The organism is Comamonas sp. wu1-DMT (genome assembly GCF_040187805.1).
Classification (GTDB): Bacteria; Pseudomonadota; Gammaproteobacteria; order Burkholderiales; family Burkholderiaceae_C; genus Comamonas; species Comamonas thiooxydans.
Genome location: NZ_JBANEM010000006.1, coordinates 71,646 through 98,537, shown reverse-complemented (window position 1 = coordinate 98,537; position 26,892 = coordinate 71,646). Strand labels below are relative to the sequence as shown.

Genomic DNA, 26,892 nt, shown 5'->3' with positions numbered 1-26,892 from the left:
ATCCCTCAGTACGTTTTTGTTTCTCTTGACTGTATAGACAGGTATAGCCATGAACACTACCACCACCCAAGAGCTCTGGAACTCCGAACTGGAACTGCATCCCGGCGAGCTCACGCTGGCTCAGCTGCGCCGAATTCAGGACGGCGGCGTGCAGCTCAGCATGGCGCAGGCCGCCTATGCGGCCATGCGCAAGGCCGAGGCGCATGTGCAGCATATCGTCGATGAAGACCAGGTGGTCTACGGCATCAACACCGGTTTCGGCAAGCTGGCTTCGACCAAGATTGCCCATGAGCGTCTGGCCGAGCTGCAGCGCAATCTGGTGCTTTCGCACAGCGTCGGCACGGGTGATCCGCTGCCGGATCATGTGGTGCGCCTGGTGCTGGCCACCAAGGCCGTGAGTCTGGCCCGCGGGCATTCGGGAGCCCGCACGGCGCTGGTGGACGCGCTGCTGGCGCTGGCCAATGCCGATGTCCTGCCCGTGATTCCCTCTAAGGGTTCGGTGGGCGCTTCGGGCGATCTGGCGCCGCTGTCGCACCTGGCCTGTGTGCTGATCGGCGAGGGGCAGGCCAAGGTGGGCGGCAAGCTCGTTTCCGGCCGTGAGGCCATGCAGCATATCGGCCTGGAGCCCTTTGTGCTGGGCCCCAAGGAAGGGCTGGCGCTGCTCAATGGAACCCAGGTCTCCACCTCGCTGGCGCTGGCGGGTCTGTTCCAGGCCGAAAGCGTGCTGGCCGCAGGCCTGGTGGCCGGTTGCCTGACGCTGGAAGCCATACAGGGCTCCATCAAGCCCTTCGATGCGCGCATCCACGAGGCCAGAGGCCAGCATGGACAGATCGCCGTGGCGGCTGCCGTGCGTTCCCTGCTGGACGGCAGTGCCATCGACCCCTCGCACCCCAATTGCGGGCGCGTGCAGGACCCCTATTCCATCCGCTGCGTGCCGCAGGTCATGGGCGCCTGCCTGGACAATCTCAGCCATGCTGCGCGCGTGCTGGTCATCGAAGCCAATGCCGCCTCGGACAATCCGCTGGTGTTCGACAACGGCGACGTGATTTCGGGCGGTAACTTTCATGCCGAACCCGTGGCTTTCGCCGCCGACATCATGGCCTTGGCGATCGCTGAAATCGGCGCCATCTCCGAGCGTCGCATGGCCTTGCTGCTGGACACCGGACTATCGCGCCTGCCGGCCTTTCTGATCGAGGACAGCGGCGTCAACTCGGGCTTCATGATCGCCCAGGTCACGGCGGCAGCCCTGGCGGCCGAAAACCAGTGTCTGGCCCATCCCAGCAGCGTGACCAGCCTGCCCACCTCGGCCAACCAGGAAGACCATGTCTCCATGGCCACCTATGGCGCGCGTCGCCTGGCAGACATGGTCAGGAACACGGCCGTGATCGTGGGCGTGGAGGCCATGGCCGCGGTCCAGGGCATGGACTTCGACCGCCGGCTCAAGAGCTCGCCGCTGATCGAGGAGCAGTACGCGTTGATCCGCAGCCAGGTGCCTTACCTGGACAAGGACCGCTATCTGGCCCCCGATATCGAAATCATGCGTCTGTGGGCGCTGGAAACCGCCTGGCCCGAGGTGTTGCAGAGCATTCTGCCGAGCACGGAGCGCTGAAACTGCTGCCTACAACCCACACCGCAAAAATCGCCGGTGCCCCAGGCCAGGGGTTCCGAGCAAGAGCCTCAGCCGGCCGCGCCGCCTCGCAGCGAGGGCGCCGTCCCCTTGGGGGAAGGCGGCGCAGCCGCTCAGGGGGATCAGAAATTTCCCGCGAACTGGTAGCGCGAAGCCGGGTGCCACAGGGCCGAAACCGAGGCCACCTGGCCCTGGGAGCGGGTTCTGCGGCGCAATACCAGACAGGGTTCGGTGACCTCCATGCGCAAAAGCTCCGCCACCTCGGCCGTGGGCATGCTCGCTTCGATGGAGAAATTCACGCCCTGCAGCGGAGCCACGCGCACCAGATAGGCATTGGGCGTCTGGCTTGCAAAGTCCTGGCTCAGATAGTCGGGAGCCACGGCCGGATTTACATAGCGGTCTTCGACCTGGATGGGGACATCGTTCTCGAAGTGCACGACCACGGAGTGAAACAGATGGGTGGCGGCGCTCAGCTCGAACTGGCGCAGCAGGGCGGCATCGACCTTGCAGCGCTCGAGCCGCTGCAGCTCCCCCCGGTGCCGGTGGCCGCGTGCACCAATTTCGTCGGCGATATTGCGCAGCTCGACCAGGGTGGCCTGGTACTTCTGCTGGGCCACGAAAGTGCCCGAACCCTGGACGCGCGTCAGTGTCTTTTCGTCGCTGAGCTCGCGCAGCGCGCGGTTGACGGTCATGCGCGCCACATTGAACTGCTTGACCAGCGCGGCCTCGCTGGGGATGGCCTGGCCTTCCTGCCATACGCCACTTTGAATCTGCTGCAGCACATGGTCTTTGATGCGCTGGAACGCAGGTACGGCGGCGGTGGTATCGGTTCGCGACATAGGGTTTGTTTGGATCAGAAAAGCTGTCTAGATGATTGACGTGGGTGGGAGTAAATCACAAAATTCGTCTATACAACTTCGCGAAAATAAATGAAAGTTGTTCGGACATATAAGAGACATCCAGAGGGATTGACGGAGCAATTCATGAGTATTGATACAGCCACGCTGGGTTCCTCTGGCGCCATCGAGAGCAGAACCATAGACATGGTTCCGGAGAGCGAGCGCCACGGATCGCCCTCCAGCCAGTTCACCCTCTGGTTCGGAGCCAATTGCCAGATCACGGCCATTGTCGACGGAGCGCTGGCCATCGTGTTCGGCGCGGAGGCCATGACGGCCATCATCGGTCTGCTGATCGGCAACATCCTCGGCGGCATCGTCATGGCCCTGCACTCGGCCCAGGGCCCGCGCCTGGGCCTGCCCCAGATGATTTCCAGCCGCGTGCAGTTCGGCGTCAAGGGCGCGGCCCTGCCGCTGCTGCTGGTGATCCTCATGTACCTGGGCTTCGCGGCCACGGGCACGGTTCTCTCGGGCCAGGCCATCAACCGCATGTTCGATTTCTCGGCCCCGCAGACCGGCATGATCATCTTCGGCACGCTGACCGCCATCGTGGCCGTGGTGGGCTATCGCCTCATCCACGTGCTCGGCCGCGTGGCCACGGTGATCGGGCTGCTGGGCTTTGCCTACCTGGCCGTGCGCCTGGGCATGCAGTACGACGTGGCCAGCGCCTTCGGCCAGAAGCCCTTCACCTGGGCGAGCTTCCTGCTCACCATCGCGCTGTCGGCCGGCTGGCAGATGACCTTCGCGCCCTACGTCGCCGACTACTCGCGCTACCTGCCGTCCAACACGCCTACGTCGCGGGCCTTCACCACGACCTTCATGGGCAGCGTGATCGGCGCGCAGATCGCCATGACGCTGGGCGTGCTGGTCGCCGCGCTGGGGGGCCAGTTCCTGAAGAACCAGGTCGGCTTCATCGGTGACCTGGCCGGCCCGGCCGCCATCGTGATCTACCTGGTGATCGTCTCGGGCAAGCTCACGGTGAACTGCCTCAATGCCTACGGCGGCTTCATGACCATCCTGACCACGGTCAGCGGCTTCAACAACAAGACGCAGATCTCGCCCGTCGCGCGCATCGCCTACATCGTCGGCTTCGTGCTGCTGTCGCTGGTGGTGGCCTTGCTGGCCAGCGCCGATTTCCTGAACAACTTCAAGAACTTCGTGCTGCTGCTGCTCGCCGTCTTCGTGCCATGGAGCGCGGTGAATCTGGTGGACTACTACCTGGTGTCCAAGGAGCGGGTCGACATTCCCGCGCTATACGACCCCCAGGGCCGTTATGGCAGCTACAACTTCATGGCGCTGGGTTGCTATGTGCTGGGCATCCTGGTGCAGATCCCGTTCCTGAACCAGGCGCTGTACAAGGGTCCGCTCGCCTCCATGCTGGGCGGTGCCGACATCTCCTGGATCGTCAGCCTGCTGGTGACATCGCTGGTGTACTACCCACTGGCCAAGCGGTCCATGAAGGTGCCTGCGGCCATGATCTATCCCAAGTGCAGCCCGGCCCCAGCCGTCGAGCCCGACTTCTACGCCGAGGCAACCCGCTTCCGAGCCGAGCCGTAACGCCTTTTCCATATTCTCTCCATTACTGTCAAAGGAGCAGCCATGACTACCCCTAACGATTCGCGCATCGACCCCACCCGCGTCATCCGCGCCCCTCGCGGCAACCAGCTCAGCTGCAAGAACTGGCTGACCGAAGCGGCCTACCGCATGATCCAGAACAACCTCGACCCCGAGGTCGCCGAGAACCCGCAAGCCCTGGTGGTCTACGGCGGCATCGGCCGCGCAGCCCGCAACTGGGAGTGCTACGACCAGATCCTGGCTTCCCTCAAGGAACTCAATGAGGACGAGTCCCTGCTGGTCCAGTCGGGCAAGCCTGTGGGCGTGTTCAAGACCCATCCGGGCGCGCCCCGCGTGCTGATCGCCAACTCCAACCTGGTGCCCAAGTGGGCCACCTGGGAGAAGTTCAACGAGCTGGACCGCAAGGGCCTGTTCATGTACGGCCAGATGACGGCCGGCAGCTGGATTTACATCGGCAGCCAGGGCATCGTGCAGGGCACTTTCGAGACCTTTGTCGAAGCCGGTCGCCAGCACTACAACAACGACCTGACCGGCAAGTGGATTCTCACGGCCGGCCTGGGCGGCATGGGCGGCGCCCAGCCCCTGGCCGCCACGCTGGCCGGCGCCTGCTCGCTGAACATCGAATGCAAGCAGTCCAGCATCGACTTCCGTCTGCGCACCCGCTATGTGGACAAGCAGGCCAAGGACGTCGACGACGCGCTGGCCCTGATCAAGCATCACACCGAAAAGGGTGAGGCGGTCTCCATCGCGCTGCTGGGCAATGCCGCTGAAATCCTGCCCGAGCTGGTCAAGCGCGCCAAGGCCGGCGGCCCCAAGCCCGACATCGTGACCGACCAGACCTCGGCCCACGACCTGATCAACGGTTACCTGCCCGTGGGCTGGACCGTGGCACAGTGGGAAGCAGCCGCTGCCGACCCCAGCCAGCACGCCAAGCTGACCAAGGCCGCGGCCCAGGGCTGCGCCGTGCACGTGCAGGCCATGCTGGACTTCCAGGCCATGGGCATCCCCACGGTGGACTACGGCAACAACATCCGCCAGGTGGCCTTCGACGAGGGTGTGAAGAACGCCTTCGACTTCCCCGGTTTCGTGCCCGCCTACATCCGTCCGCTGTTCTGCGAGGGCAAGGGCCCGTTCCGCTGGGTGGCACTGTCGGGCGACCCCGAGGACATCTACAAGACCGACGCCAAGATCAAGGAACTGTTCCCCGAGAACAAGCACACCCACCGCTGGCTGGACATGGCGCGCGAGCGCATCGCCTTCCAGGGCCTGCCCGCACGTATCTGCTGGCTGGGTCTGGGCGAGCGCCACAAGGCGGCCCTGGCCTTCAATGAAATGGTCAAGAACGGCGAACTCAAGGCCCCCATCGTCATCGGCCGCGACCACCTGGATACCGGCTCCGTGGCCAGCCCCAACCGTGAGACCGAAGCCATGAAGGACGGCACGGATGCCGTCTCAGACTGGCCGCTGCTCAACGCCCTGCTCAACACTGCCGGCGGCGCCACCTGGGTCAGCCTGCACCACGGCGGAGGCGTGGGCATGGGCTACTCGCAGCACTCCGGCATGGTCATCGTGGCCGACGGCACCGATGAGGCCGCCGCACGGCTGGCGCGCGTGCTGGTCAACGACTGCGGCTCGGGCGTGATGCGCCATGCGGACGCAGGCTACGAGCTGGCCATCGAGACCGCACGCAAGCAGGGCCTGAAGCTGCCCATGGTGAAGTAAGCGCCATGGCCGCCGCGCACATGACTCAACGGAGAATCCTCCGTGCTCCCGCATTGCTGCGCGGCGTTGCCCTGGCTGCGGCGCTGCTGGTGCCCGGCTGGGCAGCCGCGCAGGAGCCCGCCGCGATCGATCGCCTGCTGGGTCAGATGTACCCGCAGCTGGATACGCTGTACAAGGATCTGCACGCCCACCCCGAACTGGGCTTTGCCGAGACCCGTACCGCCGCCCGGCTGGCGAAGGAGCTGCGCGGCCTAGGTTTCGAGGTGACGGAGCAGGTCGGCAAGACCGGCGTGGTGGCCCTGCTGCGCAACGGCACGGGCCCCACGGTGATGGTCCGTACCGACATGGACGCGCTGCCTATGGAGGAAAAGACCGGCCTGCCCTATGCCAGCCGCACCAAGACCACCTGGAACGGCCGCGAGACCTTCGTGGCGCATAGCTGCGGCCACGACGTTCACATGGCGGCGTGGGTTGGCGTGGCGCGCACGCTGTCGGCTCTGAAGTCGCAGTGGCGCGGCACGCTCATGCTGGTTGCCCAGCCCGCGGAAGAAACCGGCGCCGGTGCGCGTGCCATGCTGGCCGACGGCCTGTTCACCCGCTTTCCCAAGCCCGACGTGGCGCTGGCGCTGCACACCGACCCGCGCCCCATCGGCACCGTCAGCTATGCGGTGGGGCCGATGACCTCGGCTGCCAACGAGGTGCAGATCACCTTCAAGGGCCGTGGCGGCCACGGCTCGGCGCCACACAAGGCGCTCGATCCGGTGATGATTGCCGCGCGCTTCATCGTCGACGTGCAGTCGGTCGTCAGCCGTGACAAGGACCCGATGGAGTTCGGCGTCGTCACCATCGGCGCGATGCAGGCAGGCAGCTCGGGCAACATCATCCCCGACCGGGTGGTGCTGCGCGGCACGATCCGCAGCTACGCACCGGCGGTGCGGGCACAACTGCTCGACGGCGTGCGCCGTGTCGCGCTTGCCTCGGCCGCAGCGGCTGGCGCGCCGGAGCCCGATATCGCGCTGCCGGACACCAGCTCCGCCACCGTCAATAACCCGGCCGTCGTGGCGAAGGTCGAGTCGGTGCTGAAGGCCGCATTGGGGGCCGACAACGTGACGCGCACGCCGCCGCTGACCACCAGCGAAGACTTCGCCGAATACGGTGCCGAGGGCGTGCCCTCGATGTTCTTCCTGGTCGGCGTCACCGACCCGCAGGAAGTGGCCGCCTCGCAGCGCCCCGGCGGCAAGCCGCTGGTGTTCAACCACTCGCCGCAGTTCGCGCCGCTGCCGGAGCCTTCCATCAAGACCGGCGTGAAGGCCATGAGCCTGGCGGCGCTGGGCTTCCTGGACAAGCCTTGACACGCATCATTGCTTGCCAGACGGCTGCGGCCCCTGCTCGGTACTTCCGCGCTGGGGCACGCCGGTTCTAGCGCGGCGTTTTGTTTTAATTTTTTGTGCTTTTGATCGGTGCAACGCTTTGACCTGAACCAGATTGCGCCCAGCCCGTGGAAGAACGGGGGCGGCAGCACGCGCGAGATTGCCTGCTGGCCGCAGGGTGCGGGCATGGACAGCTTTGGCTGGCGCGTGAGCGTGGCCACGATTGCCCAGGCCGGCCCGTTTTCTGCATTTCCGGGCATAGACCGCCAGATCATGCTGCTCGATGGCGACGGGGTACGGCTGCACAGCGCCCATGCCGGGCTCGAGCATGCATTGACCGAGCGCTGGCAGCCATTCGCCTTTTCGGGCGATATGGCGCTGGATTGCGATCTGCTGGGCGGGCCGTCCAGCGACTTCAATGTCATGACCCGGCGCGGACAGTGGTCGGCCAGTCTGGAGCAGCTCGGCGGCCGGGCCGAGGCGGGGCTGAGCGCCGCAGGGCTTTGCATGGTGCTGGAGGGGGGCTGGAAATGCGCCGACGGGCGGATACTGCAAGCCGGTCAAGGCCTCTGGTGGACCAGCCCCCAGGCCGAGCCGCTGCTGGCGCAGGACGAGCAGGCCAGGCTGATCCTGGTCAGCCTGACGCCGCACAGCTAAAACACGAGCAGCTTGCACCCTTGAATTGGACGTTTCAATGCGTATTGATATGAAAAATCAGGAGTGGCAAGCGCATGAAGCTATGAAATCAGTAGTTTCATGGTTTGAATTGCCGTAATCGAACACTAGGAGCATCGCCATGACGCAAGTTATTTCTCATCCCGCAGTCTCTGCCGACGGCTGCTGGTACAACCTGCGTCTGGCGCCGGAGCTGTATGTCTCCGAAGTGGCGGATATTCCCGAGGGCACGCTGGCCTGTCTCGTGGTGCAACAAGGCCGCATGGTCTGGGTGGGCCCGCAGGATGCCATGCCCGCCGAATACCAGGCGCTGCCCCGGCATGATGGCGCAGGGCGCCTGGCCACGCCGGGCCTGATCGACTGCCACACCCACCTGGTCTATGGCGGCGAGCGTGCCAACGAGTTCGCCATGCGCCTGGCCGGGGCCAGCTACGAGGAAGTGGCTAGGGCCGGCGGAGGCATCGTCTCCAGCGTCAGGGCCACGCGCGAAGCGTCGGAGGACGAGCTGGTGGCGCTGGCGCTGCCGCGTCTCGAGCAGTTGCTGGCCGAAGGCGTGACGGCCATAGAGATCAAGTCGGGCTACGGCCTGGCCCTGGAACACGAGCGCAAGCAGCTGCGCGCCGCACGGCGCCTGGGCGAGTTGTGTGCCGTGACCGTGCGCACCACCTTTTTAGGGGCCCATGCGCTGCCGCCCGAGTACGCGGGTCGCAGCCAGGAATACACGGATCTGGTCTGCCAGGTCATGCTGCCGGCACTGGCTGCCGAAGGTTTGATCGATGCCGTCGACGTGTTCTGCGAACGCATCGCCTTCTCGCTGGCCGAGACCGAGCAGGTCTTTGAAGCGGCCAAGGCATTGGGCCTGCCCGTCAAGCTGCATGCCGAGCAGCTGTCGAATATGGAGGGTGCAGCCCTCGCGGCCCGCTATGGCGCGCTGTCCTGCGACCATATCGAGCACCTGTCCGAGCACGGCATCGCCGAGATGAAGAAGGCCGGCACCGTGGCTGTGCTGCTGCCCGGGGCCTTCTATACGCTGCGCGACACCAAAGTGCCCCCGATTGAGGAATTAAGGGCCGCCAAGGTCCCGATGGCCGTTTCTACCGATCACAATCCGGGTACCTCCCCGTGCTTGAGCTTGCTGCTCATGGCCAACATGGCTTGCACGCTGTTCCGTCTGACGGTTCCCGAGGCTCTGGCCGGCATCACCCGGCACGCCGCGCAGGCTCTGGGCCTGCAGGACGAGCAAGGCCTGATTGCCGTGGGTCGCCCCGCCAATTTCGTGCTCTGGCCTGTGCAGCAGGCAGCAGAGCTGGCCTATTGGTTCGGCAGCAAGCCTGACTGTACGGTGGTGCGCCAGGGTCTGATTGCACAGCAAGCCAAAGCCTGAATGCGGGGAGCGCGAAAGGTTGCTGATGTCTCACGAACAATTTCTCAATGAACTGATTTCCACCCTGGGCGCCGATGTCGCGCTGCGCGGCACGGACACGCCCGAGCGGTGCCGCACCGACTGGAGCGGCACGCCGCCTCAGCAGCCGCTGGCGCTGGTGCGCCCACGGACCACGGAGGAAGTCAGCGCCGTCATGCGTCTGTGCAGCGCCCACCGGATTGCGGTGGTCCCGCAGGGCGGTCTGACCGGCCTGGCCGGTGCTGCGGTTCCGATGGAGGGGGCAGTGGCCCTGTCGCTGGACCGCATGAACCGCATCGAGGACATCAATGCCAAGACCGGACTGATGCAGGTGCAGGCCGGCGTCACCCTGCAAGCCGTGCAGGAGGCGGCCGTCGATGTCGGCATGGTGTTCGGCGTCGATCTCGGCGCTCGCGGCAGCTGTCAGATCGGCGGCAATGTCTCCACCAATGCGGGCGGCAATGGCGTGCTGCAGCACGGCATGATGCGCGAGCAGGTGCTGGGCCTGGAAGTGGTGCTGGCCGACGGCACGGTGCTGCCCATGCTGCGCCCCATGATCAAGAACAACACGGGCTACGACCTCAAGCAGTTCTTCATCGGAGCCGAAGGCACGCTGGGCATCATCACGCGCGTGCTGCTGCGCCTGCGTCCCGCGCCCCAGGCCACGGCAACGACGCTGGTGGCCATGCCCGATTTCGACTCGGCGCTGGCCGTGCTCAAGCGCATGCAATCGCGCTTCGGCAACAGCGTCGCGGCCTATGAGCTGATGTGGGACAGCTTTGTGCAGGCTTCCATGGCCTGGCTCAAGCTCGCTGCGCCTTTTGAACAGCGCTACCCCTTGCTGGCCCTGATCAATGTGGACGGCAAGGACGAGGCGCAGCTGCAAGGCGATGTGCAGCAGGTGCTCGAGGAGGCCATGGAAGCCGGCGAGGTGCTCGATGCCATCGTGGCCCAGTCGGTCGCCCAGGTGCAGCAGCTGTGGAAGCTGCGCGAGGCACCGGCCGAGCTCAACAACAATATGCATCCCGCAATCAACTTCGATGTGAGCCTGCCCCAGGCCGACATCGGCCGTTTTGCCGAAGCCTGCATGCAGGCCTTTGCCGCTCGCTGGCCTGGTCACCAGGCGCTGTACTTCGGTCATGTGGGCGACGGCAATCTCCATGTCTCGGTGGATGGCAAGACCGTCAACGGCGAATGCGAGCAGGTGGAGGAGCTTCTCTACCGCATCGTGGGCGAGATGCAGGGCAGCGTCTCCGCGGAGCACGGCATCGGCCTGCACAAAAAGCCGTATCTGAGCAACAGCCGCACGCCCGCGGAGCTGGCGGCGATGCGGGCCATCAAGCTGGCCCTCGATCCCCTGGGCCTGATGAATCCCGGAAAGGTATTTGATCTATGACGAATTCTCTGGTGGCCTCGCTGGCCCGTGCACAGGTTCGCCCGCTGCCCGCATACAACGCAGGCCTGTCCAATGAAGCGGTGCGGGCGCGCTATGGCGTGACCGATATCGCGCGACTGGCCAGCAACGAGAACCCCTTTGGCGCCAGCGCCTCGGTGCGCCGGGCGATTGCCGAGGTGGCCAACGATGTGGGTAACTATCCCGATGCCAACTGCACGGCCTTGCGAGACGCCATTGCCGAGCGCACGGGGCTGCCCGCCGGGCACCTGGTGTTCGGCGACGGCTCGGAAGACCTGATCAAGATTCTCTGCGAGGTCTTTCTCGCTCCCGGCGATCTGGTGGTGACCCAGCGTCCCGTGTTCGGCCTGCACGAAATCTATCCGAAGATGATGGGCGCGGAGGTCGAGCTCCTGGAGCTGAACGAGCAGCTGGGCTTCGATCTGGGCGCCTGGTGCGCTGCCGTGGCCAAGGCCCCCAAGATCGCCTTCCTGCCCAACCCGTCCAACCCCGTGGGCTGCATGATGGATGCGGCGCAGTTTGCGCAGGTTCTGGAGGCCACGCCTGCCAACACCGTGCTGGTGGTGGATGAGGCCTATTACGAATACGCGCTGCATGACGATGACTACCCCGATGTGCTGGCCATGCTGGACGCGCGGGTCGGACCCTGGATCGTGCTGCGCACCTTCTCCAAGGCCTGGGGCCTGGCCGGTCTGCGCGTGGGCTACGGCATGGCCGACAGCGCCGAGCTGGTGGGCCTGATGGACAAGGTGCGCTCGCCCTTCAACGTGAACATGGCAGCCCAGCGCGCGGCGCTGGCGGCCTGGAACGACCCTGCGCACATGCGCAGCGGTGTGGCGACCACGGTGGCGCTGCGCGAAGATCTGCGCAGACAGCTGCTGGCGCTGGCAGGGCCGGGCCAGCCGCTGCAAGGCCTGCGCATTGCGCCCTCGGTAGCCAACTTCCTGTTTCTCGACCTGGGCCGTCCCAATGCCCCGGTGACCGAGGCGCTGCTCAGGCAGGGCGTGATCGTCAAGCCCTGGAAGGAGCCCGGTTTCGAGAATTTTCTGCGCGTATCCATAGGTACCGAGAAGGACAACGCGCGTTTTGTTCTGGCTTTGCTCGCTGCGATGGAGCAGACTGAGCGCGTGACTGCATGAGCTGCGCGGTTTGATCTTTTTCGCCTCATCGAGACCATCACCATGACTGCATCCTCATCCATTTCGCGTACCTTGTTTGCCGCAGACGCCTTGCTGCCCACAGGCTGGGCGCGCAACGTCCTGCTGAGCTGGAACGAGAGCGGCCAGCTGACCGAAGTGCTGACCGGTTTGGACCCGCAAAGCGGCGAGGCCGGAGAGGCGGAGGAAGCCGCCAAGGCGGCCGGCCCGCTGATCCCAGGCATGCCCAATCTGCACTCGCATGCCTTCCAGCGTGCGTTCGGGGGTCTGACCGAGTTCCGTGGCCAGGCGCAGGACAGCTTCTGGAGCTGGCGCAAGCTGATGTACGGCTTTGCCAATCGCATGACGCCCGAGGCGCTGGAGGCGATTGCGACCTGGCTGTACCTGGAGATGCTGGAGGCAGGTTACACCTCGGTCTGCGAGTTCCACTATGTGCACCATGATGTAGGCGGCAAGCCCTATGCCAACGATGCCAGCCTGTCCCTGGCACTGCTGCGTGCGGCGCAGAAGACCGGCATCGGCATGACCTTGCTGCCCGTGCTCTATCAGACCAGCGGCTTCGGGGGCTTGCCGCCTCGCGAGGATCAGGCCCGCTTCATTCGCAGCACGGACAACATGCTCTCCTTGCTGCAGCAGCTGGAGCCCGTGACCAGGGCGCAGCAGGCAGCCCTGGGCCTGGCTCCGCATTCGCTGCGCGCCGTGCCGCCGGACAGCCTCAAGACCGCGCTCGCAGGCCTGCACGCCATGCTGCCCAAGGCGCCGGTGCACATCCATATCGCCGAACAGACCCAGGAGGTGGACGACTGCCTGGCCTGGAGCGGTCAGCGCCCCGTGCAATGGCTGCTCGAGCATGCGCCCGTCGATGCGCGCTGGTGCCTGGTTCATGCCACGCATATGACGCCCGAGGAATATGCGGGCGCGGCTCGCAGCGCTGCCGTGGCCGGCATCTGTCCTACCACCGAAGCCAATCTTGGTGATGGGATTTTCGATATGCCGGCGTGGCTCAGGCATGGCGGCCGCTGGGGCATTGGCTCGGACAGCCACGCCACGGTCAACGCGGCCGAAGAGCTGCTGATGCTCGAATACAGCCAGCGCCTGAACCTGCGCCAGCGCAATGTGCTCGGCGGCGGTGCCCAGCCCCAGGTGGCGACCTCCATGACCTTGCAGGCGGTGGCCGGCGGTGCCCAGGCATCCGGCCGCGCCATTTCCGGTCTGGCCGTGGGCCAGCAGGCCGACTTCGTGGTGCTCGATGCCCGGCATGTGGCCCTCAACGGCCTGCCAGCCGACAGCGGCCATGCAGCCCATGTGTTTGCAAGCCATCGCACCTCGGCCATAGCCGATGTCTGGGTTCGCGGCCAGCAGCGCGTGCAGGCAGGCCGCCATGCGCTGCACGAGGTCGCGCAACAGGGCTTTGTCCTGGCCCGCAGGGCATTGCTGCAAGGCGCCTGAGGGCGGCTGCATTCAGATTTTTGACAGAAGAGAGACGCTCCATGAGCCAAGCCATCGCCCCCTTTGTCTTCCACCAGGGTACGGCACCGCTGCTGATTTCCATGCCGCATACCGGCACCCATGTACCGGCCGACATTGCGGCCAGGCTCACGCCCGAAGGGCGCGAAGTCCACGACACCGACTGGCATATGCCGCAGCTCTACGACTTCGCCAAGGCGCTGGGCGCATCCATTCTGGTTGCCACGCATTCGCGCTATGTCATCGATCTGAACCGTCCGCCCGATGGTGCCAGCCTCTATCCGGGCCAGAGCGTGACCGGGCTGTGTCCGGTTGACGGCTTCGACAGCAAGCCCCTGTATGCCAGCAAGGACCTGGAGCCCGACGAGGCGGAAGTCGCGCGCCGCCGCGAACTCTACTGGCAGCCCTATCATGCGCAGCTGCGCTCCGAGCTCGATCGCATCAAGAGCCAGCACGGCGTGGCCATGCTGTGGGATGCGCACAGCATCCGCTCGGTGCTGCCGCGCTTTTTCGAGGGCAAGCTGCCCGACCTGAACCTGGGCACGGCCGACGGCAAGAGCTGCGCGCCGGCGCTGGCCCAGCAACTGCTGGACATTGCACGGCAGGCACCGGGCCACACCAGCGTGCTCAACGGTCGCTTCAAGGGTGGCTTCATCACGCGCAACTATGGTCAGCCGGAGCAGGGCTTTCACGCCGTGCAGCTGGAGATGACACAGTCCAGCTATATGCAGGAGCAGATGCCTTTTGACTACCTGCCCGAGGTCGCGGCGCGTATCCAGCCCACCATGCAGCGTCTGCTGCAGGCCGTGCTGGCTTTCGCCCAGGCCAGCGGCCGCTGAGCCCAGGCTAGTGGCCCTCGGCCTGCAGCTCGTCGCCTAGCCAGCGGCGGGGCCCTGGGCCGCCGCGCTGGCATTGGTCGCCGGGGTTGTACATGCTGCAGACCTTGAGCGACAGACAGCCGCAGCCTATGCACTGGTTGAGGCTGTCGCGCAGGCGCTGCAGCTCGTCGATGCGCTCGTCCAGCCGCTGCTGCCAGATGCGCGACATCTTCTGCCAGTCGCCGCCTGTAGGCACGTGCCGCGTCGGCAGCCGTGCCAGCTGCGCGGCGATCTCCTCCAGCGTGAAACCCACACGCTGCGCAAACACGATGTAGGCGATGCGCCGCAGGCCCGAGCGGTGGTAGCGCCGCCTTCCGCCGCTGCTGCGCACCGATTCGATCAGACCCAGCGACTCGTAGAAGCGCAGCGCCGATGCGTTGACGCCGCTGCGCTGCGCGAAGTCGCTGATGCTCATCAGCGGATCATCCTCAATTTTCATGATGTCTTTCCTTGGTGCTTGACTTCAAGTTAACTTGAACTTGAAGAATGTGGGCCATTGTGATCGATAGCGCAGGAGCTGGGCAAGTCCGCTGAGACAGTCCATGAAGGCCAGTTGGCCGGACTGAGAAATTCTTTGGCTGAAAGTTGCAATGACGTCGCTCCTGTTCACTCATAAAGTAATGAGACGCATTTTTATTGGCCAACATAGACGGGAGTTTCCATGTACATCGACAGCAGCAGCTATCCACTGGTCCGCATGAGCTACGAGCGTGACAAGGCCCAGCCGGTGGACCGCTTGCTGGCGGATTTCTCGGCTCTGCTAGATCGCGGCCAGGCCTTTGTCTTCTACAGCGACGGAGACATGTCCCAGCAGGAGCACTCGCCCGAGGAGCGCAAGCAGGTAGTGCTCTGGATGAAAGCCCGCCGCAGCGAGCTCAAAAGCCTGGTTCGCGCTCTGGTTCACGCCGAGCCCGATGCGAAAAAGCGGGAGCAGGCCCAGGCCTTGGCGCAGATGTTCGGCAAGGCCTGGGGTTATCCGATGCTGCTGGTGGCCTCCACACAAGAGGCGCGCGAGCGAGCGCTGGAGCTTCTTGAGAGCGATTGAAATGAGGGAAAAGCGATGAATGCCGTGGATGAAGCCTTGCTGCAGGGCAGGCCTGGAATGTGGGACCCCGATCAGGTGGACCGCCCGGTGATCGTGCTGCCCATGAAGTCGGGCCCGGGGGATTGGGGCATGGATTTCCATGCCCATAGCAAGAGTCAGCTCATGGTCACGAATGCGGGGCTGATTACGCTGGAGACCGATGCTGGCGTCTGCGTGGTGCCACCGCGCAGCGCTGCCTGGATCGAAGGCGGAATGCCGCATCGCGTCAGCTGCAGCGGTGCTGCCAGCGGCTACATCGTATTCGTGGCAGCGGGGGCGGCGCGTCCCATGGCTGGCCCCTGTCATGCGCTGGCGGTATCGCCATTTCTGAGCGCGCTACTGGAGCGCGTGCAGGCCTTGCCGCAGCGCTACCGTCTTGATGACGGCGACGGCCGGTTGATGCAGGTGCTGATCGATGAGATCCAGGCGGCACAGCCCGAGGGGCTGCACCTGCCGATGCCGCGTGACCGGCGTCTGCGCCGCATGGCCAGCGCCCTGTGTGCCGAGCCGCAGCTGCAGGCTCGGCTGGCCGATTGGGCGCTGCGCATAGGCATGAGCGAGCGCAGCATGACCCGGCTGTTTCTGGCCGAGACAGGTCTTACCGTCAACCAGTGGCGCCGTCAGCTCCATGTGCTTACCGCGCTGCAGCAGCTCTCTGAAGGGCAGCGCATACAGACCGTGGCAGACGCCCTCGGCTACGAAAGTGCGCCGGCCTTCGTGACCATGTTCCGCAAAGCGGTGGGTAGCTCGCCGCGGCGCTTTCTGGCGCAGCGCAGAGCACCGTTGCAGCCTGCGTGGCCCGGGCTGCAGCCTGTGTCCGGGGCCGCGGTCTGAAGGCCGGCAGGCCCCGTTTCCAACCTGTTTCCCACGACGTCCATTGCGCGCCACGAGCCGCGCAGGGGCGGGTGTGCCCGCAAAGCGCCGCAGCACGCCGTGCACGGCCGTTTCCTGAAGGAGAGAGTCTCATGTTTGTCTTCCAAGCACCGCAGCTGCGGCCTACCATGCTTGCCAGCGCCGTGGCGGCGCTGGCCCTGCTTTCCGGCTGCGGCCGTTCCGGCACGGGCGATGCCCATGCCAGCAACGGCCCGCCGCCTGCGCCCGAGGTGCAGGTGGCCGAGGTCGCCTTGCAGGCCATACGCCCCTGGGACGAGTTCAACGGCCGCATCGAGGCCGTGGAGTCGGTGCAGCTGCGCTCGCGCGTGTCGGGATATATCGAACGCATCGCCTTCGCCGAGGGCCAGGAGGTGAAGAAGGGCCAGCTGCTGTTCGTGATCGACCAGCGGCCCTATCGCGCGGCCCTGGCCAGCGCCCAGGCACAGCTCGAACGCGCGCGTGCCGCTGCCGGGCTGGCGCAGACGCAGGACCAGCGCGCGCGCCAGCTGGTGGCCGAGAATGCGGTCTCGCGCGAGGAAGCCGACACGCGGGCCGCAACGCTGGCCCAGGCCACGGCCCAGGTGCGTGCGGCCGAGGCCGAGCTGGCCACCGCACGGCTGCAGCTCGACTTCACCGAGGTGCGTGCGCCCATCACGGGCCGTGCCAGCCGCGCCCTGCTCACCGTGGGCAATATGGCCCAGGCCGACCAGAGCGTGCTGACCACCCTGGTCTCGCAGGACCCGGTGTATGCGTATTTCGATGCCGACGAGCACAGCTTTCTGCGCTACCAGAAGGCAGGTCTGGCCGGCCTGAGCGGCCAGGGCCGCGCGGTGCGCGTGGCTCTGGTCGGCGACAGCGGCTTTTCCCATGCGGGCACGCTGGACTTCAGCGACAACCAGCTCCAGCCGGGCACGGGCACCATGCGGTTGCGCGCGCGCCTGGCCAACCCCGACCGGATGCTGACGCCAGGCCTGTTCGCACGCGTGCAGATGCAAAGCGGCCCGGACCGGGAGGAGGCCGAGTCCCAGGCGCTGCTGATCGACGACAAGGCCGTGCTCACCGACCAGGACCGCAAGTACGTCTATGTAGTGGGCGAAGGCAATCTGGCCGAGCGTCGCGAACTCACGCTGGGTCGCATGGTCGATGGCCGGCGCCTGGTGGAAAAAGGCCTGGCCGCGGGAGACCGGCTGGTGGTGGGCGGCGTGCAGCGCATCTACTACCCCGGCATGCCCGTCAATCCCAGGCCGGTGGTGGCAGCGGCCGTGCCGCCCACGCCCGCCGCTGCGCAGTAAGGAGGGAGTGCCATGGACTTCTCCAAATTCTTCATAGACCGGCCCATCTTCGCGGTCGTGCTCTCCATCATCATGTTCGCCGTCGGCCTGGTGGCTATTCCGCAGCTGCCGGTGGGCGAATATCCCGAGGTCGTGCCGCCCAGCGTGGTCGTGCGCGCCACCTATCCGGGGGCCAATCCCAAGGAGGTCGCCGAGTCGGTGGCCGTGCCGCTGGAGGAAGCCATCAACGGGGTCGAAGGCCTGATGTACATGAAGTCAGTCGCGGCTTCGGACGGCAGCCTGCAGGTGGTTGCCACCTTCCGCCCCGAAATCGATCCCGACACCGCCGCCGTGCGCGTGCAAAACCGCGTCAGCCAGGCCCAGAGCCGGCTGCCCGAGGAGGTGCGACAGTTCGGCGTGACCACGCAGAAGCAGGCGTCCACGCCGCTGATGTACGTGGGCCTGGTCTCCAAGGATGGCCGGCATGATGCGCTGTACCTGCGCAACCATGTCACGCTCAAGATCAAGGATGTGCTGGCGCGCATTCCCGGCGTGGGGGACGTGGGCATCTACGGCGCGGGCGACTATGCGATGCGTGTCTGGCTGGACCCGCACAAGGTGGCGGCACGCCAGCTCACGGCCGGCGAGGTGATTGCCGCCATCCGCGAGCAGAACATCCAGGTCTCGGCCGGCCAGCTGGGCGCCGAGCCCAGTGCGCAGAAGTCCGACAAGCTGCTGTCCATCAATGTGCGCGGGCGGCTGAAGACGGCCGAGGAGTTCGGCAGCATTGTGCTCAAGAGCGGCGAAGGCGGTCAGGTCGTGCGTCTGGCCGACGTGGCGCGCATCGAGCTGGGCGCCAGCGACTACACGCTGCGCTCGTGGAGCGACACCAAGAACATGGCGGCCGTGGGCATCTTCCTGTCGCCGGGCGCGAATGCGCTGGGCGTGGCCGAGCAGGTCTACGCGGCCATGGACCGGCTCTCGAAGGACCTGCCTGAAGGCGTGGCCTTCGAATCCGTCTGGGACCCCACGGTCTTTGTGCGCGACTCGATCAAGGCCGTGCAGAGCACGCTGATCGAGGCCGTGATCCTCGTGGTGCTGGTGGTCATCGTCTTTTTGCAGACCTGGCGCGCCTCCATCATTCCGCTGCTGGCCGTGCCCGTGTCCATCATCGGCACGTTCGCGGGCCTGTACCTGCTGGGCTATTCCATCAACACGCTGACGCTGTTCGGCCTGGTGCTGGCGATCGGCATCGTGGTGGACGACGCCATCGTCGTGGTCGAGAACGTGGAGCGCTACATCGAGCAAGGCCACAGCCCGCAGGAGGCGGCCCATCTGGCCATGAAGGAGGTCTCCGGGCCCATCATCGCCATCGCCCTGGTTCTGTGCGCGGTCTTCGTGCCCATGGCCTTTCTCAGCGGCGTCACGGGCCAGTTCTACCAGCAGTTCGCGGTGACGATTGCCATCTCCACGGTGATCTCGGCCATCAATTCGCTGACCCTGTCGCCGGCACTGGCGGCCAAGCTGCTGCAGCCGCACGGCGCACCGCGCGACGCGCTGGCACGCGTCATCGACAAGGGCCTGGGCTGGCTCTTCCGGCCCTTCAACCGCTTCTTCGATCGCAGCGCCCACGGCTACCAGAACTCGGTGGGTCGCTCGCTGCGCCGACGCGGCCTGGTGTTCGCGGTCTATGCGGCACTGCTGGCCGGCACTGCCGTGCTGTTCCATGCCGTGCCCGGCGGCTTCATCCCCATGCAGGACAAGCTCTACCTGTTTGCCGGCGCCAAGCTGCCCGAGGGGGCGTCGCTGAACCGCACCGATGCGGTCACGCGCCAGATGGTGGAGACGGCCAAGAGCGTGGATGGCGTGGACATGGTCGCGGCCTTCGCGGGCTTCAATGCACTGCAGTCCACGACCACGCCTAATCTGACCAGCTCCTACATCATGCTCAAGCCCTTCGGCGAGCGCACACGCAGCGCCGAGGCCATCAATGCCGAACTGGGTGCCAAGTTCGCGCAGATCGAGGGCGGCTTCGCCTATGCGCTGATGCCGCCGCCCATCCAGGGCCTGGGCAACGGCTCGGGCTACTCGCTGTTCCTGCAGGACCGCGCAGGCCTGGGCTACGCGGCGCTGCAGCAGGCGCTGCAGGCCTTCCAGGCCGAGATCGCCAAGACGCCGGGCATGACCTACCCGGTCAGCAGCTACCAGTCCAATATCCCGCAGCTGGAAGTGAAGGTGGACCGCATCAAGGCCAAGGCCCAGGGCGTGGCGCTGACTGATCTGTTCCAGACCCTGCAGGCCTATCTGGGATCGGTCTATGTCAACGACTTCAACGCCTTCGGCCGCGTCTGGCGCGTGATGCTGCAGGCCGATGCCGACTACCGCCAGGCCGTGGAGGACATCGCCCAGCTGCGCACGCGAAACGCGCGCGGCGAGATGGTGCCCATAGGCTCCATGGTCACCGTGGTGCCCAGCTACGGACCCGATCCGGTGCTGCGCTACAACGGCTTTCCGGCCGCCGACCTGATCGGCGATTCCGATCCGCGCCTGCTGTCCTCATCCGAGGTGCTGATCAAGCTGCAGGAGATCGCGCAGCGCACGCTGCCGCGCGGCATCGAGCTGGCCTGGACGGACCTGAGCTACCAGCAGGTCGAACAGAGCCATGCCGCGGCCGTGGTCTTCGTCATCGCCGTGATGCTGGTCTTTCTGGTGCTGGCCGCGCTCTACGAAAGCTGGACCCTGCCGCTGGCCGTGATCCTGATCGTGCCCGTGTGCATCTGCGCGGCGCTGTTCGGCGTGTGGCTGGCCGGAGGGGACAACAATGTCTTCGTGCAGGTCGGTCTGGTGGTGCTCATGGGTCTTGCCTGCAAGAACGCGATTTTGATCGTGGAGTTCGCACGCGAGCTGGAGATGCGCGGCTCGCCCATCGTCGATGCCGCGCTGCAGGCCTGCCGCCTGCGGCTGCGTCCCATCGTCATGACCTCCATCGCCTTCATCGCGGGCGCCGTGCCCTTGCTGATCGGCAGCGGCGCGGGCAGCGAGGTGCGCGCGGCCACGGGCGTGACGGTGTTCTCGGGCATGCTGGGCGTGACCCTGTTCGGTCTCTTCCTCACGCCGGTGTTCTACGTCACGCTGCGCCGCCTGTCGGGGCGTTCGCTGGCGACCCGAACGCCTGCCCATCCTGCTTCACCTGTTTCACCCGCATCCTTGGAGGGCAGCCATGTCTGAGATCTCCCAACCTCTGCGCCGGCATGCGCTGGCATGGGCCGTGGCGGGCCTTTCGGCCCTGCTCGCAGGCTGCGCCGTCGGTCCCGATTTCCGCGCACCCGAGCCGCCTGAGGCCGGCGCGCAGTTCGCGCGGGCCGAACCGTCCGCAGTCCCGCAGCAGGCATCCCCAGAGATCGGCTCCGATGCCGCGTTCTGGCGTCAGTTCCAGGATGCGCAACTCACGCAGCTGGTCGAGCAGGCCCTGCGGGCCAACCAGGATCTGCGCGCTGCGCTGGCGCGGCTGGATGCGGCCCAGGCCCTGCTGAGCGAAAGTCGTCTTGATCAGCTTCCCACGCTCACCCTGTCGGGCCAGGCGCTGCAGCAAAGACGCAGCGAAAGCCAGGCACCAAGCGGGCCGCGCAGCCAGCGCAGCTACAGCGCCGGCATCAACGCGAGCTGGGAGCTGGACCTGTTCGGTCGCGTGCGTCGCAGCATAGAGGCCGGCAGCGCCGACCTGCGTGCCAGCGCCGCTGATCTGGCTGCGCTGCAGGTCGCCATTGCTGCCCAGGTCGCGGCCAGCTACGCCGATCTGCGCGGCTGGCAGCAGCGCCTGCATCTGGCCGAAGCCAATGCCGCCAATCAGCAAGATACGCTGCGCCTGGTGCAGCTGCGGCTGGCGCATGGCAGCGGCACCGACTTCGACCTGGCGCGCGCCCAGGCGCAGCTGGAGACCACACGCTCGCGCATTCCGGCGCTGCAGGCACGGATCGCCATGGCACAGCACCGGCTGGCCGTGCTTACCGGCCAGGTGCCCGAGGCACTGATCGCAGCGCTGGACGCGCCGGCCGCCTTGCCGCAGTTGCCGCAGAGCATCGCTCCCGGCACGCCCGCCGACCTGTTGCGCCGTCGTCCCGATGTGGCCGCCGCCGAGGCGCGTCTGCATGCCGCCACGGCGCGGGTGGGCGTGGCCACGGCCGAGCTGTTCCCGCGCCTGTCGCTGGGCGGTCTGCTGGGCAGCTCCGCTCTCAGCACGGGAGCGCTGTTCGAGGCCGGCAGCGCGAGCCGCAGCGTGTTCCTGGGTGTGGACTGGTCCTTTCTCGACGTGGGCCGCGTGCGCGCGCGCATCGCTGCCAGCGAGGCCGGTGCCCAGGTCGCGCTGGCCCAGTACCAGCAAAGCGTGCTGCTGGCGCTGGAGGACACCGAAAACGCCCTGGTGCTTCTCACGCGCACCCGCACCGAGGACGCCCATCTGGCCCAGGCCGCCGAGCAGCGTGCACGGGCCGAGCAGCTCGCGCAGCGCCGCTACCGCCTGGGCAGCGTGGGCCTGTACGAGGTGCTGGACGCACAGCGCGACCTCTACGCGGCCCAGGACGCGGCGGCCGACAGCCGCGCGCGCGGTCTGCGTGCCGCCGTGGCGCTGTATCAGGCGCTGGCCGGCGGCTGGGAGGGGCAGCCACCGGCCAAGCCTATGATGGCGCTGCAATGACGCTTTCGCTGTTTCCTGACGAACCCCAGCCCGCCGAAATCATTGATGACGGTGCCGTGCTGCTGCGCGGTTTTGCGGCAGCCCAGGAGCAGCGCTGGGTGGCCGATGTGACGGCTTTGCAGACACGGGCCGCATTTCGAAACATGCAGGTGCCCGGCGGAAAGTTCATGTCGGTGGCGATCACCAACGCCGGCGGCTGGGGCTGGATTTCGGATCTGCAGGGCTATCGCTACAGCGCCGTCGATCCGCAGACCGGCAAGCCCTGGCCTGCCATACCGGCTTTTCTGGGCGAGCAGGCCGCCAGGGCGGCGGCGCTGGCCGGCTATCCGGGTTTTGCACCCGATGCCTGCCTGATCAACCGCTATCAGCCGGGCGCGCGCATGGGCTTGCACCGCGACCAGGACGAGCATGACTTTGCTGCGCCCATAGTCTCGGTCTCGCTGGGCTTGCCCTGCCGTTTCCTCTGGGGCGGGCTGACGCGTCAGAGCCCCACCCGGCGCCTTGCGCTCACCCATGGCGATGTGCTGGTCTGGGGCGGGCCCTCACGCCTGGTGTTCCATGGCGTCGCTCCGCTCAGGGAGGGCCAGCACCCGCTGCTTGGCAATGAGCGCTGGAATCTGACGTTCCGCATGGCCAAGGCTCGCTACCCGGCAGGCCAGCCATCGGAATAGGCGCTGGCGGCAGGGCAATGCCCGGCTGCCCGGCAAAGCCGGCCAGCTTTCCTACAATGGCGTTCTATGAGCCAGTCGCACCCCACCCCCGCCTACACCCGAGCCCAGGAGCTGCCCGCAACGCTTGCCAAGCGCCTCGTCATTCTTGACGGCGCCATGGGCACCATGATTCAGCGTTTCAAGCTGGGCGAGGCTCAGTATCGCGGCGAGGGCTATGCCGGTGCCGACGGTGCGGGCGAGCGCTTCAAGGACTTCGCCCATGACGTCAAGGGCAACAACGAACTGCTGTCGCTGACCCGTCCCGACGTGATTCGCGACATCCATGAGAAATACCTGGCTGCCGGCGCCGATCTGATCGAGACCAATACCTTTGGCGCGACCACGATTGCGCAGGAGGACTATCACATGGCCGACCTGGCCTATGAGATGAACCTCAAGAGCGCCCAGCTGGCGCGTGCGGCCTGTGACAAGTACAGCACGCCCGATCACAAGCGCTATGTGGCCGGCGCCCTGGGCCCCACGCCCAAGACGGCCTCCATCAGCCCCGATGTGAACGACCCTGCCGCGCGCAACATCACTTTCGAGCAGCTGCGCCAGGCCTATCTGGAGCAGACGCTGGCGCTGATTGAAGGCGGCGCCGACGTGATCCTGGTCGAAACCATTTTCGACACCCTCAACGCCAAGGCCGCGCTGTTTGCCGTGGACGAGGCCTTCGAGCAGACCGGCGAGCGCCTGCCCATCATGATCAGCGGCACGGTGACCGATGCCTCGGGCCGGATTCTGAGCGGACAGACCGTGACGGCCTTCTGGCACAGCGTGCGCCACAGCAACCCGCTGTCCGTGGGGCTGAACTGCGCCCTGGGCGCCACGCTGATGCGTCCCTATGTGCAGGAACTGGCCAAGGCGGCTCCCGACACCTTCATCAGCTGCTATCCCAATGCCGGCCTGCCCAACCCCATGAGCGACACCGGTTTTGACGAAACGCCCGAGATCACCAGCCGTCTGGTGCACGAGTTCGCGGCCGAAGGTCTGGTCAATATCGTGGGCGGCTGCTGCGGCACCACGCCCGACCATATCGGTGCCATTGCCAAGGCCGTGCAGGCCACGGCCACGCGCAAGCTGTTCTACCCGGCCGAGGCCTGATTCCGCCTGGAATGGTTCGCCCCTGATCCGCGCATCGGATCGCCGGCGTGAACCATGCGGCCCGGCACGATCCGGGCAGCCCTGGTGCTTGAGCCACAAGCATTGGCAGCATCTTTTTCCGATGCTTATTCGCAGGGGCGGGCACAATGGCCTGATTCCGGCTTTGATACCCCGCCACCGTCGACCGCATGACTGCACCACTGCAACCTGTTGCCCCCGTACTGCCCGTGTCCGTGCCCACGGGCCAGGCGGCTGTGCAGGTCGGCGATGTGGCAGCAGCCGCTGTCCCGGAGCTTCCCGCAGCGCAGCAGCTGCCCGCCGCTCAGGCGACGCCCCCGGCGACCAGCATGGTGCAGTGGTCGCCGCAAACCTTGCAGAACCTCAAGCTCCAGGCCTTTGAGCATCTGATTGCGCAGCTGGCACTGCAGGTGCAAGCCCAACCCGGTGCGCCTGCGGCAAGCTGGCCCAGTCAGGGCCTGCCAGCGGCCGTGCAGCAGTTTGTGCAAAGCCTGCTCGCGCAGGTTCAGGTCAGCCTGCAGGGACAGGCACAGCCCTTGCAGCTGCTGGCCGGCCAGCAGGGATCGGTTGCGCTGATGCAGGCCTTGGCGCAGGCCGCGGTGTCTGGCGCGCAGCCGCCCAGCTCGGCTTTGCAGACGGCCGCGGCCCTGTCGCCCACGGCGGCCGTGGCGCTGGAGCAGGCACAGCAGGGCATGGCGGCAGCACCTGCAGGTGGCGCTGCCGCACCGCGTCTGCCCCAGCTGCAGAACTGGCTGGTGCAACAAGGCACGCTGGTCACGCCGCAAGGCGAGCGCAGCTTTTCCCTGACATTGCAGGTGCCCGCCGCCTGGGCGCAGGCTGTGGGCGCGGCAAGCATCCCGACAGTCCAGGGGCCGGGGACGGCCCTGCGTCTGCCCATGGCGGATCCGGGTGTCTTGAGCAGCGGTCCTCTGGCTCTGGTGGTGCAGCCGCAGTCGTCGGTGGCGACCAGCACACTTGCCACCAGCGCATTGCTGTGGCTGGAGCTGCAGCCCGTCACGGCGAGCACTGCTCAGGCGACGCCGGCACAGATGGCCGGTCTGCCCCTGAACCTGCCCGCACCGGCGCTGGCGCAGGAAGTGCAGCAACTGCTGCAGAACAAGTCCGATCCCTGGCTGATGATGGCCGCGGCCCAGGCCGCCAATGCCCTGCCTGTGCCGCGCCGCAGCGGCGAGCACCGTTCGCATCTGTGCATGACCGAAGGCTGCCAGTACCAGGGCCTGGCACCCTGCGCCCAGCCGTTTTGCAGCGAGATGAATCGCATCTGGGCAGCCTCCGGCGTGGCGCGCAGCGGCTGAACCAAGCTGACGCAGGGCTGGACTCTGCGCGGGCCGCACTTTCATAATGCTTCCCGTTGCCTGCTTTTTGAGCAGGCTTCTCGGGTCGGAATTGGCAGCCAGGCTGCCAGCCATGTTCCGGCTGTCTTCAGTGCATCAGGCAGGGCCTGACTGCCTGTCATCACCTCATCTCACAGGTCTTCGACCTTCTCTGTCTTCTGCTGTGCCAAGAGCTGGCTGCGGGGGCAGTGACTTCACAATTCAAGGAGAACCACCGGCATGCGCTTGCGTACTGGCATTGCTTGTTCCACATGTTTCACTCTTTTGTCTGCCGTGCTGCCTGCGGCGGCCCAGTCGTCCAGCGTCAGCATTGGCGGTCTGATCGACGGCGGCATCTATCGCGGCTTTGATGGCACGGCGCAGGCCGGCACGATTCAGCGCAGCAATCTTGCGATTGCCGGCTGGGAGGACCTGGGCGGTGGCCTCAAGGCCACCTTCCGCCTGAGCGCACGTTTCGATATCGATACCGGGCGCCTGGAGGATCAGGGCCGCAAGCCGTTCTGGCACGACGAGTCCACGGTGGGCTTGCAGGGCGGCTTTGGCCACTTGCGCCTGGGCCGCGCCCTGTCGGCCATGTGGTCGCAGGACTGGAAGTTCGACCCCTGGGCCAATTTCAACCGCATTTCCTCGCCGGCCTGGTATCAGTGGCACTACCTCACGCCTACCGACCGCTACAGCAACAACGGCACCGCCGAGTATGGGCGCATGGCCAATGGCATCTTCTACGACTCGCCCACGGTGGCCGGCTTCACCCTGCATCTGAGTGCCTCGCCGGAGCGCACCGAGGTGCCGCTGACCTTGCGCCGCGAAGGGCGCGGTTATTCGGCCTCTCTCAACTACGACTCGGACAGCCTGAGCGGCATGCTGGCCTTCGAGCGCAACGGCAGCGGTGACAAAGACACTTTCGTGGCTGGCAAATACCGCTTTGGCGCAGCCGCCGTGATGGCCGCCTGGGACTATTCGCGCGTGGCTCAGACGGCACTCTCGGCCAAGGCCGTGACGCTGGGCGCCACCTATCAGATGGGACAGACCACGCTGAAGGCCGGTTATGGACGCCAGCGCATGCAGGAGCAGACCAATCATTTCTACTCCCTGGGCGCCGACTACGCGCTGTCCAAGCGCACCACGCTCTATGCCAGCCTGGGGCGCAAGAGCTACGAGTACGGCGCGGACTCGGGAACTTCGTTCGGCGTGGGCATGGCTCACGCCTTCTAAGCCCAGGCCTCCAGCCCCACAGCCGCAGCCTTGCTGCGGCTTTTTTGCGCCCGGTGCGAATGTCCAACAAGAGTTGAGGGAATTAAATCCGCCAGTTTGGGGTGTTTGTGCGCCTTTGCACGGGCGGTACAGCACTGTTTCTGGCCCTGATCCAGGCCTTGTCCGGATAAAAATCGCCAAAAACCGTGTTTTTTGCCGATATCTACGCTCTTCCTCGTTGAAATCCAAGGTCTGAATCTGGTGTATTCCATTTAATTGAGTGCACAAGAGCTCAATTTGGCAGAAGTTATGGCTGGCTGTTTCTAATGAGTGCTGAAAATCTGTCAAATGCATTGAAATGGCGCTCAAAAATAGCGCTTCTTGCTGCAACTCTTTGGCTGGCAACT

At 65.9% G+C, this 26,892-nt stretch carries 21 protein-coding genes; 19 read left to right on the top strand and 2 right to left on the bottom strand.

Going from position 1 to position 26,892, the window contains the following annotated elements; all coding sequences use genetic code 11:
• The first annotated feature begins 49 nt into the window (after window positions 1-49).
• Window positions 50-1,609, top strand: coding sequence for a histidine ammonia-lyase (gene hutH / locus V8Z78_RS10815; protein ID WP_349731355.1), 1,560 nt, complete (start codon window positions 50-52; stop codon window positions 1,607-1,609).
• A gap of 140 nt (window positions 1,610-1,749) precedes the next feature.
• On the opposite strand, the gene hutC is transcribed toward hutH, so the two are convergent.
• Window positions 1,750-2,466: a histidine utilization transcriptional repressor HutC gene (hutC, locus tag V8Z78_RS10810; RefSeq protein WP_003069516.1), complete on the bottom strand. Its 717-nt coding sequence runs from the start codon at window positions 2,464-2,466 to the stop codon at window positions 1,750-1,752.
• A 144-nt stretch (window positions 2,467-2,610) separates the two neighbouring features.
• Here hutC and V8Z78_RS10805 point away from each other — a divergent pair, with 144 nt between their 5' ends.
• The 9 genes from V8Z78_RS10805 to hutG all read left to right on the top strand — a co-directional run bounded on the left by V8Z78_RS10805 (window position 2,611) and on the right by hutG (window position 14,144).
• Window positions 2,611-4,080: a purine-cytosine permease family protein gene (locus V8Z78_RS10805; protein WP_280040725.1), complete on the top strand. Its 1,470-nt coding sequence runs from the start codon at window positions 2,611-2,613 to the stop codon at window positions 4,078-4,080.
• 42 nt (window positions 4,081-4,122) lie between these two features.
• Complete coding sequence (gene hutU / locus V8Z78_RS10800; RefSeq protein ID WP_003069512.1) at window positions 4,123-5,820, top strand: urocanate hydratase; 1,698 nt, start codon at window positions 4,123-4,125, stop codon at window positions 5,818-5,820.
• Between the two features lie 20 nt (window positions 5,821-5,840).
• Window positions 5,841-7,172: an amidohydrolase gene (locus tag V8Z78_RS10795; protein ID WP_349731354.1), complete on the top strand. Its 1,332-nt coding sequence runs from the start codon at window positions 5,841-5,843 to the stop codon at window positions 7,170-7,172.
• A 108-nt stretch (window positions 7,173-7,280) separates the two neighbouring features.
• Complete coding sequence (locus V8Z78_RS10790; RefSeq protein WP_003070573.1) at window positions 7,281-7,847, top strand: HutD/Ves family protein; 567 nt, start codon at window positions 7,281-7,283, stop codon at window positions 7,845-7,847.
• Between the two features lie 139 nt (window positions 7,848-7,986).
• Window positions 7,987-9,249 (top strand): imidazolonepropionase, encoded by a 1,263-nt coding sequence (hutI, locus tag V8Z78_RS10785; protein WP_349731353.1) that lies wholly within the window; start codon window positions 7,987-7,989, stop codon window positions 9,247-9,249.
• Between the two features lie 25 nt (window positions 9,250-9,274).
• Complete coding sequence (locus V8Z78_RS10780; RefSeq protein WP_349731352.1) at window positions 9,275-10,663, top strand: FAD-binding oxidoreductase; 1,389 nt, start codon at window positions 9,275-9,277, stop codon at window positions 10,661-10,663.
• Window positions 10,660-11,820, top strand: coding sequence for a histidinol-phosphate transaminase (locus tag V8Z78_RS10775; protein WP_349731351.1), 1,161 nt, complete (start codon window positions 10,660-10,662; stop codon window positions 11,818-11,820). Before V8Z78_RS10780 ends, V8Z78_RS10775 begins: the two co-directional genes overlap by 4 nt.
• A 42-nt stretch (window positions 11,821-11,862) precedes the next feature.
• A complete protein-coding gene (locus V8Z78_RS10770; RefSeq protein ID WP_349731350.1) occupies window positions 11,863-13,287 on the top strand; it encodes a formimidoylglutamate deiminase in 1,425 nt (474 codons plus the stop codon).
• A 41-nt stretch (window positions 13,288-13,328) separates the two neighbouring features.
• The gene (hutG, locus tag V8Z78_RS10765) at window positions 13,329-14,144 is read left to right on the top strand and encodes an N-formylglutamate deformylase (RefSeq protein WP_003070554.1); all 816 of its coding nucleotides are present in this window, start codon (window positions 13,329-13,331) and stop codon (window positions 14,142-14,144) included.
• A gap of 7 nt (window positions 14,145-14,151) precedes the next feature.
• Here the strand turns inward: hutG and soxR are convergent, their stop codons facing one another.
• Complete coding sequence (gene soxR / locus V8Z78_RS10760) at window positions 14,152-14,622, bottom strand: redox-sensitive transcriptional activator SoxR (protein WP_302092807.1); 471 nt, start codon at window positions 14,620-14,622, stop codon at window positions 14,152-14,154.
• 222 nt (window positions 14,623-14,844) lie between these two features.
• Between soxR and V8Z78_RS10755 the strand changes: the two genes are divergently transcribed.
• From V8Z78_RS10755 to V8Z78_RS10715, 9 genes are all read left to right on the top strand, one after another.
• Window positions 14,845-15,228: a hypothetical protein gene (locus V8Z78_RS10755; protein WP_349731349.1), complete on the top strand. Its 384-nt coding sequence runs from the start codon at window positions 14,845-14,847 to the stop codon at window positions 15,226-15,228.
• Window positions 15,229-15,243: 15 nt separating this feature from the next.
• Window positions 15,244-16,101, top strand: coding sequence for a helix-turn-helix domain-containing protein (locus tag V8Z78_RS10750; RefSeq protein ID WP_349731348.1), 858 nt, complete (start codon window positions 15,244-15,246; stop codon window positions 16,099-16,101).
• A 131-nt stretch (window positions 16,102-16,232) separates the two neighbouring features.
• Window positions 16,233-17,432, top strand: coding sequence for an efflux RND transporter periplasmic adaptor subunit (locus tag V8Z78_RS10745; protein WP_349731347.1), 1,200 nt, complete (start codon window positions 16,233-16,235; stop codon window positions 17,430-17,432).
• A gap of 12 nt (window positions 17,433-17,444) precedes the next feature.
• A complete protein-coding gene (locus V8Z78_RS10740) occupies window positions 17,445-20,639 on the top strand; it encodes an efflux RND transporter permease subunit (protein WP_349731346.1) in 3,195 nt (1,064 codons plus the stop codon).
• A complete protein-coding gene (locus tag V8Z78_RS10735) occupies window positions 20,632-22,104 on the top strand; it encodes an efflux transporter outer membrane subunit (RefSeq protein WP_280031075.1) in 1,473 nt (490 codons plus the stop codon). The genes V8Z78_RS10740 and V8Z78_RS10735 overlap by 8 nt, the downstream gene beginning before the upstream one ends.
• Entirely contained in the window at window positions 22,101-22,775 is a 675-nt protein-coding gene (gene alkB / locus V8Z78_RS10730) for a DNA oxidative demethylase AlkB (RefSeq protein ID WP_280031074.1), read from the top strand. The genes V8Z78_RS10735 and alkB overlap by 4 nt, the downstream gene beginning before the upstream one ends.
• 66 nt (window positions 22,776-22,841) lie before the next feature.
• Window positions 22,842-23,918: a homocysteine S-methyltransferase family protein gene (locus tag V8Z78_RS10725; RefSeq protein ID WP_003070538.1), complete on the top strand. Its 1,077-nt coding sequence runs from the start codon at window positions 22,842-22,844 to the stop codon at window positions 23,916-23,918.
• A 188-nt stretch (window positions 23,919-24,106) separates the two neighbouring features.
• The gene (locus V8Z78_RS10720) at window positions 24,107-25,252 is read left to right on the top strand and encodes a Fe-S oxidoreductase (RefSeq protein ID WP_280031073.1); all 1,146 of its coding nucleotides are present in this window, start codon (window positions 24,107-24,109) and stop codon (window positions 25,250-25,252) included.
• A 258-nt stretch (window positions 25,253-25,510) separates the two neighbouring features.
• Window positions 25,511-26,506, top strand: a complete 996-nt coding sequence (locus tag V8Z78_RS10715; protein WP_003070535.1) for a porin — start codon at window positions 25,511-25,513, stop codon at window positions 26,504-26,506.
• Window positions 26,507-26,892 lie beyond the last annotated feature (386 nt).